10 protein-coding genes are annotated in these 12564 nt (G+C 69.4%); 5 read left to right on the top strand and 5 right to left on the bottom strand.

From position 1 onward, the window contains the following. A partial coding sequence (locus ACIBHX_RS43485; RefSeq protein ID WP_397073739.1) for a DUF899 family protein occupies positions 1–273 on the bottom strand: 273 nt, incomplete at its 3' end. An 880-nt stretch (positions 274–1153) separates the two neighbouring features. Continuing rightward, positions 1154–3697, bottom strand: a complete 2544-nt coding sequence (locus ACIBHX_RS43480; protein WP_397073737.1) for a methyltransferase domain-containing protein — start codon at positions 3695–3697, stop codon at positions 1154–1156. On the opposite strand from ACIBHX_RS43480, the gene ACIBHX_RS43475 reads away from it, so the two are divergent. Next, positions 3647–4672 carry a hypothetical protein gene (locus ACIBHX_RS43475; RefSeq protein WP_397073735.1) on the top strand — a complete coding sequence of 342 codons (1026 nt, stop codon included), beginning with the start codon at positions 3647–3649 and terminating at the stop codon, positions 4670–4672. The genes ACIBHX_RS43480 and ACIBHX_RS43475 overlap by 51 nt on opposite strands. A gap of 67 nt (positions 4673–4739) precedes the next feature. On the opposite strand, the gene ACIBHX_RS43470 is transcribed toward ACIBHX_RS43475, so the two are convergent. Further along, entirely contained in the window at positions 4740–5663 is a 924-nt protein-coding gene (locus ACIBHX_RS43470) for an MBL fold metallo-hydrolase (protein ID WP_397073734.1), read from the bottom strand. 109 nt (positions 5664–5772) lie between these two features. On the opposite strand from ACIBHX_RS43470, the gene ACIBHX_RS43465 reads away from it, so the two are divergent. Together ACIBHX_RS43465 and ACIBHX_RS43460 are read left to right on the top strand one after the other, a co-directional pair. Next, on the top strand, positions 5773–6183 hold the full coding sequence (locus tag ACIBHX_RS43465) for a single-stranded DNA-binding protein (protein ID WP_397073732.1): 411 nt from the start codon (positions 5773–5775) through the stop codon (positions 6181–6183). Between the two features lie 669 nt (positions 6184–6852). Then, positions 6853–7803: a helix-turn-helix domain-containing protein gene (locus tag ACIBHX_RS43460; protein ID WP_397073731.1), complete on the top strand. Its 951-nt coding sequence runs from the start codon at positions 6853–6855 to the stop codon at positions 7801–7803. Positions 7804–8471: 668 nt separating this feature from the next. Here the strand turns inward: ACIBHX_RS43460 and ACIBHX_RS43455 are convergent. Beyond that, on the bottom strand, positions 8472–10010 hold the full coding sequence (locus ACIBHX_RS43455) for an MFS transporter (RefSeq protein WP_397073730.1): 1539 nt from the start codon (positions 10008–10010) through the stop codon (positions 8472–8474). A 710-nt stretch (positions 10011–10720) separates the two neighbouring features. Between ACIBHX_RS43455 and ACIBHX_RS43450 the strand changes: the two genes are divergently transcribed. Next, positions 10721–11182, top strand: a complete 462-nt coding sequence (locus tag ACIBHX_RS43450) for a hypothetical protein (protein WP_397073728.1) — start codon at positions 10721–10723, stop codon at positions 11180–11182. Between the two features lie 241 nt (positions 11183–11423). Further along, a complete protein-coding gene (locus ACIBHX_RS43445; RefSeq protein ID WP_397073726.1) occupies positions 11424–12014 on the top strand; it encodes a transposase family protein in 591 nt (196 codons plus the stop codon). Between the two features lie 231 nt (positions 12015–12245). Here the strand turns inward: ACIBHX_RS43445 and ACIBHX_RS43440 are convergent, their stop codons facing one another. Then, positions 12246–12539 (bottom strand): DUF1330 domain-containing protein, encoded by a 294-nt coding sequence (locus ACIBHX_RS43440; RefSeq protein ID WP_357939971.1) that lies wholly within the window; start codon positions 12537–12539, stop codon positions 12246–12248. Positions 12540–12564 lie beyond the last annotated feature (25 nt).

Here is a 12564-nt window from a genome sequence, read left to right as displayed (position 1 = left end):
GTCGTACCACATGTGCTTGTAGACCACGAGCTCGTCGCGGCCCTGGAACAGGTCCAGGAACGGGACCGGGCCGTCGGGTCCGACGACCTCGACCGACCCGTCGAACTCCACCATCGGCAGCCGGCGGCGGGCCACGGCGATGGCGTCGCCCTCGCGGGTGTGGGCCTTCTCGCGGACCAGAAGCTCGTCACGGGCGGCCTGCCAGGTGGCCAGGTCAACGACGGGCGGGCGGCCGGGCAGCGCGGTGGTCGGGTCGTTCGGCGTGGAAGGCATGGTGTCCTCCGTGGTGGCTCGTGCCGGGCAGCGTCGCACGACTTCCTACGACGGTCACCAGAACAGACTCGCGCCCCGGCCGGAACTCATCGCGGCAGGGGGTGACTTCTCCCGCGAGTCTTGGCCGAGCCTGCACGGACCACGTCGGGCTGACAAGTTCACGCACGCGCTCTGCGTGGGCGGTTGATCCTGCGAGGTGATGTATCTGGCTGGTATGCCCGCCCACCAGTACGCCTCGTTTGCGCGCTTTCGGTGGATGTCGGTGCGGCGGTGTCCGATGAGCGGGCCGCAGGGCGCCAGCCATATCCTGGAACATCATTCCAAGATGCCTGGCATGTCACCTTATGTAGTTGAAGATTGACGCTAAGGGCTGGCAGGAGATGCGATCTGCGCTTCGCCGGAAGCATGGCTGTACAGCGACCGTATCCCAGCGACCCGTCCGACGCCCGGTGGGCGCTCATCGAACCCGCGCTGAGCACCTGACGCGCCGACCCCCGCGGCAGACGCCTGGACATCGCCCGCCCCTGCGAGCACGACCTGCGCGCCATCATGAACGCCATCCTCTGCGTCGACCGCACCGGCCCCCCTAGCGCTATCTGCCGCACGAATACCCACCCTGGCAGACCGTCTACGGCTACCTCGCCCACTGGCAGACCGACGGCATCTTCACCCAACTCAGCGGCCTGCTGCGCCGCTTAGCCCGCACCGCCGAAGCCCCGCCACGATGCCGAGGACGCTGGCGAATCCCGGACTGGTGAGGGAAGGCGGGAGGACGAGGTGTGGATGCGGGGTGCAATGTCCGTACTTCGCCTCGGGTGGAGCGGGTGGCGGGGGTGAGGTGGTAGGCGTTCAGCGGGGCGGGTGACGAAGGTGCTGGCGTTCAGCGGGGGCGGGTGACGAAGATGCCCCAGCCGAGGTACTGCCGGCCGTACTCGAGGTGAGAGGTTCGCGCTTGGGCGAGGAAGTCGCGCATGGCGGGAGCGTCGGGATCGTCCGGGTTGGTGCGGAGCCAGTCGCTGATCGTCCACCACTGGCTTGCCACGTAGCGGTCCCAGCTGTCCTGGTTGGCCAGGACCATCTCGAGGAGTTCGAAACCGGCCTGTTCGATGCGCTCTGCCGTACCTGCGAGGGACGTGCAGTCTGCCGGGTCGATGCCGAGTGCCTCGGAGGCCTCCGCCGACGGCGGTGAGAGCCAGAAGATGTCGCCGACCAGGGCGAGGCCGCCGGGGCGGAGGGCCGGGCGCATCAGGTCGAGCGTGCCGGCGAGGCCGCCGCCGATCCAGGTCGCGCCGATGCAGGAGACGAGGTCGTAGGAATGCGGTTCCGCCTGGTAGGTGGCGGCGTCGGCCTCGAGGTATTCGAGGCGGTCGGCCACGCCCAGTTCCTCGGCTCGGGACCTGGCCGCCTCCAGGAAGACCTTGCTGATGTCGACGCCGACGCCGCGCGAGCCGTACCGGCTGGACCACTGGGCGAGCAGTTCGCCCTTGCCGCAGGCGAGGTCGAGATGCCGCAGATCTGGGGTGATGCGGCAGAGGTCGCCGAGCAGGTGGAGCTTGTCCTCCGTGAACGGGTTGAGGATGCGGTGACGGGCTTCGGCGATCTCGTGGTGGCGTAGGGACATGGAGGCCAGTGTGTCGTGAGGGGCACGGCCGGGGCCATCGAATATGTGCGGGCTCGGGAAGGCTCCACGGCTTGCTAGGCTGGAGGGGCCGGGCCACCCCCACGGGTGGCCTTCGTCGCGTAAGGCCCTTAGGCGGGCGGCGACCAGCCACGGTGGACCGTCGTTGGAGCACGGGTCCGCTGAGTGAGCCAACGAAATGGACCAGAAGTGAACAGAGACAGCGGATCGGACGGCGAAGAGCGCGGGCGTGGCGACGGCCCCCGCGACAGGAGCTCGGACAACAGAGGCGGGTACGGCTCGCGCGGCCGTGAGCCCAGGAGCGACCGGCCGTACCGTTCCGACGACAGGTCGCGGGACGGGGGATCCCGGGACGACCGGCCGCGACGTGAGGGGTTCCGCGATGATCGCGGCCCGCGTCGTGAGGGTGGCTACCGGGATTCCGGTGGCGACCGTGGCCCCCGGCGTGAGGGTGGTTTCGGTGGCGACCGTGGCCCCCGGCGTGAGGGTGGTTTCGGTGGCGACCGTGGCCCCCGGCGTGAGGGTGGTTTCGGTGGTGATCGTGGCCCCCGGCGTGAGGGGGGTTACCGCGATGACCGTGGCCCCCGGGGTGAGGGTGACCGGGGTCCTCGCCGTGAGGGCGGTTACCGCGACGATCGCGGGCCGCGTCGTGAGGGTGGCTATCGGGACGACCGCGGCTCTCGTGATGATCGTGGCCCCCGCCGTGAGGGTGGCTTCCGTGATGATCGTGGCCCCCGTCGTGAGGGTGGTTTCCGCGATGATCGTGGCCCCCGGGGTGAGGGTGACCGGGGTCCTCGCCGTGAGGGCGGTTTCCGGGACGACCGCGGGCCGCGTCGTGAGGGTGGTTTCCGTGATGATCGGGGTCCGCGGCGTGAGGGCGGCGGTTTCCGTGATGATCGTGGGCCTCGCCGTGAGGGTGGTTTCCGCGACGATCGGGGTCCCCGGCGTGAGGGTGGTTTCCGTGATGATCGGGGTCCCCGCCGTGAGGGCGGCGGTTTCCGTGATGATCGTGGGCCGCGTCGTGAGGGTGGTTTCCGCGATGATCGTGGACCCCGCAGTGAGGGTGACCGGGGTCCTCGCCGTGAGGGTGGTTTCCGGGACGACCGCGGGCCGCGTCGTGAGGGTGGTTTCCGTGATGATCGGGGTCCCCGCCGTGAGGGTGGTTTCCGGGACGACCGCGGGCCCCGCCGTGAGGGTGGCTTCCGTGATGATCGGGGTCCGCGTCGTGAGGGTGGTTTCCGCGATGATCGTGGACCCCGCAGTGAGGGTGACCGGGGTCCTCGCCGTGAGGGCGGTTTCCGGGACGACCGCGGGCCTCGCCGCGAGGGTGGTTTCCGGGACGATCGGGGTCCCCGCCGCGAGGGCGGGTTCCGCGACGACCGCGGGCCGCAGCGCGAGGGCGGGTTCCGCGATGATCGGGGTCCTCGGCGCGAGGGTGGTTTCCGGGACGATCGGGGTCCCCGCCGCGAGGGCGGGTTCCGCGACGACCGCGGGCCGCGGCGTGACCGGGATGACCGCTCTCGTCCCTTCTCGCGTGACGAGCGGCCGCGCGGCGACCGCGACGCGGGTCCGGCCAGGGCGCGCTACGGTCGGTCCGACGAGCGCGAGGACGCGCCGCAGCGCGAGCGCCTGCCCGAGGTCGCGCCCGACATCACCACCGACGAGCTCGACAAGGACGTCCGCGACGAGCTGCGTTCCCTGCCCGGCGACCTTGCCGACCTGGTCGGCAGGCACATGGTCGCCGCCGAGCGGGCGCTGACCGAGGACGACCCCGACGCGGCGCACGAGCACACCAAGGTTGCCCGCAGGTTCGCGGCCCGCATCGGTGTCGTGCGCGAAGCGGCCGGAATCGTCGCCTACCGGGCGGGTCACTTCTCCGAGGCGCTGAGCGACTTGCGCGCGGCGCGGCGGATGACGGGCTCGGACGCGTACCTGCCGATCATGGCCGACTGCGAGCGGGGTCTCGGGCGTCCGGAACGCGCCCTTGACCTGGTCCGTTCGCCCGAGGCGGAGCGCCTCGACCGTCCCGGCCGGATCGAGCTCACCATCGTCGAGTCCGGCGCCCGCCGTGACCTGGGGCAGCACGACGCCGCCGTCATCACGCTGCAGCGCCTGCCCGAGCTGCGCGACCCGCAGCCCCGGCCCTGGTCGGCGCGGCTGGCGTTCGCGTACGCCGACGCGCTCGCCGACGCGGGTCACCAGGACGCGGCCACCGACTGGTTCTCCCGGGCGATGGCCTTCGACGAGGAAGGCGAGACGGAGGCCGCCGAGCGGTACGCCGAGCTGACGGGCGCCGTGATCGAGGACGTGGAGGAGGAGTTCGAGGCCTTCGACGCGGACGACTTCGACGACGACATCCTGGTCGGATCCGCGGCGATCGCGCCTACCCAGGCTGCCGATTCCGCCTCGACGGACGAAGCCGCGGCATCCGACGTCGAGGACGACGAGGCGGACGCCGAGGCCGAGTCTTCCGAAGCGGAAGCCGAGCCGGAATCTTCCGAGGTGGACGCCGAGGCGGAATCTTTCGAGGTGGACGCTGAATCCGGGTCAGCCGAATTCGCTGCCGAGGCCGAATCCGCCGAGGCCGAGATTGCCGAAGCGGACGACGAGGCCAAGCCCGGCGAGGATGAGCCCATCGAGGCCAAGCCTGCCGAGATCAAGCTCGCCGAGGAGGTCGCGATCACGCCGGCCTTCATCGAGCCGGACTTCGGCGACATTCTCGACCAGCCTGACGAGGAGTCCCCGAAGCGCCAGGACTAGCGTGCCGCCTGCCGTACCAGATGGTGATCTTGTACGGCAGGCCGTACCTCCGTGCGCGGAAAGGTCGTCAGGGCTTGGCGCGGCCGAGCCAGTGGAGGATGCCGGCGACGTTGGACGGGGCGCCGCTGAGCATCTCGAACTGCTCGGCGCGCTCGTCCTCCTTGAGCACCGCGTAGCGGTCCTTGGTGCGCTCGTAGACCATGGCGACTGCGTGGTCGAGGTCCATGCCCTCGGCGTGCGCCTGGCGGGTGAGATCAACCCAGATACGTAGTTCCTCCGCCGAGCGGTCGAGGGTGTCCTCGACCGCGCCGACGGGGCCGTAGTGGCTGAACAGCAGGCGTTGCGGACCAAGGGCCTTGAACAGGGCAATCGAGTTGAGTGCCGTGTCCAGGTCGAAGTCCGGCGGCGGCGTGGCCGGACGGACGTCCCCCGTCTGCGGGAGATACACGCCGGCCGCGTCCCCGACATAGAGGTCACCGGTGGCCGAATCGATCAGGCCCACATGGTGCTTGGCGTGGCCGGGAGAGTAGTGGCTGCTCAGCGTGCGGCCGTTGCCCAGGTCGATGGCGCCGGTGTCCCCGAGGGCGACGATGCGCTCGGACTCGGTGGGGGACATTTCGCCGAAGAGCGTGTCGAGCTGGTCGCCCCAGACCATGCGCGCGCTGGCCATCAATCGCGACGGATCGGCCAGGTGGCGCGCCCCCTTCTCGTGCACCACGATCTGGGCGGACGGGAAGAAGCCCGCGATGTCCCCCACGCCGCCCGCATGGTCCAGGTGGATGTGCGTCACCACGACCGTGGCCAGGTCGTCCGGGCCGACGCCGAGTGCGGCGAGCGCGTCACGCACGACCGGGGCCGAGGTGGAGGTGCCGGTCTCGACCAGGCAGGGGCGGTCGCCGAGGATCAGATATCCAGCGGTGATCCCGGCATATCCCGCCATCTTCGTATCGATCTCATAGACGTCGCCGCCAAGGGCGGTGATGTTGTCCACAGGCACTCCCGCGCTGCTGCCGTTGTCCCCAGAACGGCGTTCGAGCCGATCCGGCCTTTCCCTCATCGTAAAGAGTGATCTCCACGCGAGTATCGACGGGAGGGCGACAGTGGACCGCAACGAGGTCTTGCTGGTGGGACGGCTTTCTGCGGCGGCGGAGGACAAGACTCTGCCGGGTGGCGACGTCCTGACGAAATGGCGCTTGATCGTACGGCGGCGCCGCCACAGACGCGGGAGCACGGTGTACGACAGCCTGCCGTGCGTGACCTTCGACCCGGTGGTGGCGGCGGTGGTGCACGGGCTGAGACCCCGGGATCCGCTGCAGGTGTCAGGGTCACTGCGGCTACGGGTCTACGGGCCGACGACGGCGAAGGTCTTCAACTACGAGGTGGAGGTGGAGGCCGCCTCATCGGTCACCGAGGAGGAGGCCATGTCGCCGGTCTCCGAGGAGGTGGAGGTCACGTCGCCGGTCTCAGAAGTGGCGGTGATGCAGGTGGAGTACCTGGCTCCCACGGGGTGATCCAGCTCTTGTCCCCTCCGGGTGGTGACGCCCACCACCCGGGGAACGGGCATGCCTATGTTGCTGGCCGCCAAGCAGGTCTGGTGTCCGTTCATCTTGTCTGCCGCTAGCGGTCCTGGCTGACGCTTGGACGGCCAGGTCTGTCGCTGGCTTGCCTTGCATTAGCGAGAGATGCGGGCACACCGGCTCACCGCTTGCTGTCTGTGCCCTGGTCGGTTTATCTAGCTCCAGGCGTGGACTCCTCGGGTTGGCTCGGCTCGGTTGGTTGGTTGGCTCAGTGGCGTAGCAATCTTTTGGTTGGCTCGTTGGCTCGATGGCGTAGCACTCCTCCGGTCGCCTTCTGTGGTCATGACGCAGCACCTCTGGTTGGTTTCGCTGGGTCGGTGTGCGCATATCGGGATGCGCAATGCGGTCGCGTGAGCTCTTTGACTGCGCCGTCCGTCATTGCGTGGATTCCCGGGCCGCGCCGGCCGGGGTGGGGACCTTCGTGACATGGGCACCTCGAGTCATACGGGCTGCCTCATCGCGGTTGTCGAGCGTGAGGCATCGTGACCGCGGAGTGCTGGCGGGTCCGGGTGTGAGGATGCACGGCTTCCAGCGGGGTCTTGGCAGAGCGGATGTCGGCAGGTGTGGGGTGGCAGAAATGCGGAGCAGCGTACGATTTCGGACATGAGGAGTGTTGCGTTGGCCGTGTACGAGGGGATCAGCCTGTACGAGATGGCCGCGCCGTACGAGGTGTTCGGCGTGGATCGGTCGGATCTGGCGGATCCTTGGTACGACTTCATGGTGTGCGGTGGGTCGTCCGTCCGGGTGGGCGAGTGGCTCCAGGTGGAGACGTCCGGCGGGCTGGAGCGGCTGGTTGAGGTCGGCACGGTGGTGGTTCCCGCGTGCCGTGACATCTCGAACGAGCCGCCAGGCGATCTGGTCGATGCCGTGCGGGCGGCGCACGAGGCCGGGGCGCGGGTGATGTCCATTTGCACCGGAGCGTTCGTGCTGGCCGCGGCGGGGCTGCTGGACGGGCGGCGGGCGACCACGCACTGGATGCACGCTGACGTGCTCGCTGAACGGTATCCGCGAGTGCGGGTCGATCCGGAGGTGCTGTACATCGACGACGGGTCGATCCTCACCTCGGCCGGAAAGGCGGCAGGGATGGATCTGTGCCTGCACGTGGTCCGGCTCGATCACGGGGCGGCGGTGGCCAACGCGCTGGCCAGGCGGCTGGTCGTGCCTCCGCATCGGGAGGGCGGGCAGGCCCAGTTCATCGCCGCGCCTGTCTCCAGCGGGCGCGAGCAGCCCTTGGGCGACGTGCTGGCCTGGGCACTCGAGCAACTGGACCGACCGCTGACGGTCGAGGACCTGGCCGGGAGAGCGAACATGAGCTCACGCACCCTCGTTCGCCACTTCCATGCCGTCACGGGCACGACGCCACTGCAGTGGCTGCTGACCCAGCGCCTGCACCGTGCCAGGGAGCTCCTCGAGACGACGGACGACAGCGTCGAACTCGTTGCGGCCCGCACAGGCATGGGCACGGCCGCCACGCTCCGCCGCCACTTCAACCGCACGCTGGGAGTTGCCCCCGACACCTACCGCCGCACCTTCCGCACCACCTCCCCCACATGATCCCAAGCGCCGCAGGCGTGTCCCGAAACGTTGGATCTAGGACCTCCTGTGCGCCCCGGGCAGAAACCGCATGACCTCCGGGACTCTCCTGGGCGGATCTCCCGGTCGGAGCCGGACAGCCCCAGCGCCTCCGGCAGCGCGGACAGGGTCCCGACCGCGTGTCCGATCTCTGGTCGAGCGGAAGGGCCGCCCATGAGGTTCCCGCAGGCCACGCAGCTTGCCGGAGGGGGAGGCTGGATCCACCGTTTTCGGAACACTCCCACGTGACCCATCACTTCCATGTGGAAGCAGCGGCGTTCTGGGCAACGGGGGCGACCAGTACCAGTGGGCCAGTGCTGCGTACCAAGCGTCGCCGCGCAGTGGCGCTGGTTCAGCGGTGAGGGGACCCCCACCGGCCAACCATCCCGCGGTACATCAGCCTGCGCACCGCTAGCACGCTCGGGCTCGGGCACGGTCGCGGCGAGGGGTGTGTCGTGCCGTGGTGTGGGTCGGTGGTGCGGTGTGTCTGCGGTGTGGGTGGTGGTGAAGGGTGCGCGGTATCGCGGGGGTGCTCGGCGGCGAGGACCGTGATGTGCCGCGTTGATGGGCGGTGGTGAGAGCACACCGTACCGGAAGGACGGCCTGAGCCGAGGGTGTTCGGTGCCGTACCGCGAGGGGCTGCGGTGAGGTTAGCGCCTGGGTTGGGTCGGGGGGACTGTGGTGGTGGTTGGTTTGGAGAGGGGTTTTGTGGGCCCGGTAGCGGTGGTGCGGGTGTGGTGGGTAAGCCAGGTCCAGGTGAGGGTGGCGATGGCGGCGGTGGCTAGCAGGAGCCACGGGGCGGGGAACGACCGGGTGAGGGCCGCGAGGGGGTAGGGGGCTACGAAGCCGATGTACGAGAGTGCCTGGTAGACGGCTGTGAGGGCGGCCAGGCGGGTGGGGTGGGCCAGGCGTTGGACCTCGATGAGGCCGTAGAGCTGGCAGGTGCCGTAGCCGGCGCCGAGGGTCAGGGCGGCGAGCACCACGAGGAGGGGGTTCAGGGTGGCGGCTGCGGCGGCGCCGATGAGGAGGCCGGTGGTGATGGTGGCCATGACCGTCGTCAGGAGACGGGAGTGGGTGAGTCGGCGGGCCAAGGGTTGTACGGCAATGCCCGCGCCTGCCGTGAGTACGGTGACGGCGGCGCTGAAGATCAGGACGTAGCCGGGAAGCTGGTCCTTGACCAGGCCGGGAAGGTACGCCAGCGCGATCGACGCCGAGCCGAACACCCACGGAGCCAGAGGCGCGACCACGGTCAGGAAGCGTCGCGAGCGTACCTCCGGGAGACGCCATGGCTTCGACGCAGCCCCCTCGGCACCGTCGTGGCGCATCGCGAGCACCCGGGAGTGTGACCGTACCGACCGCTCACTTGTCCGCACCGCCTCGCTGGCGGGCCGACGCCCGACGATCCAGCCTGGTTGCTCGTCGGGTGCCAAGGCGGCCGCCGGATTGCCGAGAGTGCTGGCGGGCTTGTCGGCGTGGTCGTGGTGCTGGGTGTGGGTGTGGCTGTCGGCAACATTGCGGTCCAGGGTGTGGGCGGACGCGTCGACGGAGTCGCGGTTGCGGGGGCTGGCGGGGCTGTCGGCAACGTCGTGGTCGGGGGTGCTGGTGGGGCCGTCGGCGGGATTGTGAGAGGTGGTGTGAGCACGCCTGTTGCGTGTGGGGAGGGTTAGGGGGAGGGCGGTCAGGGTTATTGCCAGGTGTGGGAGGTATGGGAGGGCGGTGGGCCAGGGGGCCCACTGGGCCAGCGTGCCTGCGGCCAGAGGGCCGAGGCCGAAGCCGATGGTCATGGCGATGGTGATGCGGCGGGGGCCGTCGGCGGGGTTGGGGGAGAGTTCCTTGATCCAGGCGGCTCCGGAGCTGAAGGCGGCGCCGCTCGCCATGCCCGCGACCAGGCGGCCGGCGAAGAGCCAGGGGGCCGCTGTGCCGCCGAGGATGAGGAGGGTCGTCGCCAGGAGGGACCCCAACAGGGTGGGGATCATGACGCGGCGCCGGCCGTAGCGGTCTGAGATGGGGCCGCCGAGGAGGAGTCCGGGGATGAGGCCCAGGACGTACATGCCGAAGGTCGCTTGGATGGTGGTCGCCGAAAGGTCCAGGCGGGTCTGGTACATGATCAGGAGAGGGGCGAACTGCTGGGCGCCCCAGCCGACCGCGGCCACCGCCAGTCCTGCGGCCCACCATGGGTTCTTGTTCATTTAGCCCATGGTTGTGAGATGGCGCCGGGTCTACGAGTGGCAGCAATGCCAACATACGCGCAATTTCCGACACGCTCGACAGACATGAAACGGGCGACGGAGTGCCCTCGCATTCGCGGGAGTGGAGGGGTTGGGGGGTGCCTCGTGCTCGCGGGCGTGGAGGGGTGGTGGGATGCCTCGTGCTCGCCGGCCCGGAAGGGTGGTGGGGTGCCTCGCGCTGGTGCGGCGCGGGACGGTGTTAGGTGCCTCGTGCTCGCGGCGCGTGAGGGTGGTGGGGTGCCTCGTGCTCGTGAGGCGAGGGTGTTGGGCGCGGAGAAGATGTCAGTGACAGCGCCGACTTAATGTCAGCGCCACGCCCTACTCACCGATGCACATCACGATCTCGCCATCCGCCCCCCTTGTTGTGGGGCCGGAGTGGTTGTTGGGTCAGGCGTGTCAGATGTCTGACCGGGGGTTTGTGGGTGAGAATGCATCAGGACCGTGCGGGTCTGGTCGGGCGTGATGCGCCGGGCAGGTTCTCGTTCGGCCTTGCTTGGGTGCCAAATGAAGATCTACCATCTTGATTCCGCTGGTGAGGGTGCTGGAGTGGCAGGGTTCGTAGGCGCTCGTGCTGGTCGTGTGCGGGTGTCTTGGGTGTAGATCGTTCGTCAGGGTGGTTCGTGGGCTGTTCCGGCTCGTGGTGGCCGGTGCGGTTCCTACGCTGGAGTGTCATGACGGATGAGGGGATGCTGGAGCGGATCGCCACGCGACGTGCCGAGCTGGACCTGCTGGAAGAGGAGCTGGTCAAGCAGCTGGCCGATGTGCGGGTCGAGCGTGATGAGCTGGTGGTGGCCGGGCGGGTCGTGCAGCGGATCAGCGAGCAGGGCTTCGGGGAGTACCTGTCGCTCGCGCCGCCGGCGCCGGAGGTCCAGGTGGGCGGCCGGTCGGTGCTGCTGATCCCGGCCCGCGCCGCCGGTATCGACCCCGACGTGCTGCCGCAGGACTATCAGCGGCTGGTGGCCATCGTGCGGGAGGCGGCCGGGCCGGTCACGGTCCGGGCCGTCGGCGAGGTGCTCGGCCTGCCGGTCGAGGTGCGGGGCAAGCTGGAGCCGCTGCGGGCGAAGCTGAACCGGCTGGCCGACCGGGCCTGGCTGCGGAAACTCGCCGACGGCCGGTTAACGATCGCCTTCTGAGCCGCCGTGACGGCGACCCTTACCGGATCGCGCCTGCGGTGGGCCCGTGAATTGGCCGCTGGCCTGGGCGGCGAGAGCGGAGGCTGTCCACCCGAAGGTGGTGCCCGGATCGGCGGCGAGCATCCGGACCGCCGTGCGTCCGTCCCACATACCGGCGATTATGCGGACCCTGACATAGGGGCGAACCGGGCGGGCGGCAGAGCCGGCCGTAAGGGGCGTCCCCGGTGCTCGTTGAAGTTGTGTGAAGAACAAGAACCAGCAGGCCGGGGACGCCGTCTCCCTGGTCTATCAGTGCGCCCTGCCGCTGTCCACGAGAACTGTCCAATACGTCACCGACCTGCTGCGCAAGCACCTGAAGGCGATCAGATCGCGGTGGCGGTCCCTGCCGGCGGGCCGGATCGTCGTGATCGTCCTGGCCGTGCTGCGCCACGACCAGCGCGCCGCCGACCTGGCCGGCGGTAACGGCATCGCGGCCACGACGATCCGCCGCTGGACCGACGAGGTCGTCGCCCTGCTGGCGGCCGGGGCACCGCGCCTGGACCGCGCCCTGGCCAAGGTCGCCAGACGCGGCGGGGAGGCCGTGCTGATCGACGGCACCCTCATCCCCACCCGCCGCCGCACCGGCAAGGACAACCGCAAGAACTATTCGGGGAAGCACAAGCGCCACGGCCTGCACTTCCTCGCGCTCACCGACGAACGCGGACGCCTGATCTGGATCTCCGCCGCGAGGCCCGGGCGCACCCACGACATCACCGCCGCCTGCCACGACCACATCGTCGAGCACCTGAAAGCCGCCGGCCGCTCCCCGTCGAGCACGGCTTCGCGCACCTGAAGACCTGGCGCATCCTCACCAAACTCCGCACGAGCCCCGCCCGCGCCACCAACCTGCTCCGCGCCCTGCTCGTCCTGACGAACCTCGAACTCGATCGCTGACAGACGATCAAGACCGAAGACAGCCGCCCACGACCAGCACGAGCACCCACGAACCCCGCCACACCAGCAGCCGCACCAGCGAAAACCAAGATGGTGGATCTTCAGTGAAGATCCACCATCTTGGCCTCGGTCAGTCGATGCCTTCGACGATGCGGAAGTCGCGCTCGACGCCGTCGGAGAGGACGACCAACGCCTCCTGGTAGGCCGCACTCTCGTACGCCGCGACGGCCTGCTCGAAGCTGTCGAACTCGATCAGGACGGTGCGTTCGGCAATTCCAGCGTCACGCGCCACGACCCGACCGCCACGGACGAAGGTCCGACCGCCCCCGGCCTTGACGGCCGGACCGGCCAGCTTGTTGTAAGCAGCCAGCTTCTCAGGGTCTGAAATGGTGCGGTAGACGCTGACCCAGTAGCCCTTGGGCATGGAACCTCCAGTATTGAGATGAGTG

This window comes from Nonomuraea sp. NPDC050536 (assembly GCF_044457685.1).
In the GTDB taxonomy this organism is placed as follows: Bacteria; Actinomycetota; Actinomycetes; order Streptosporangiales; family Streptosporangiaceae; genus Nonomuraea.
The sequence above is the reverse complement of the archived record's forward strand: the minus strand, read 5'-3'. Positions and strand labels throughout refer to the sequence as shown.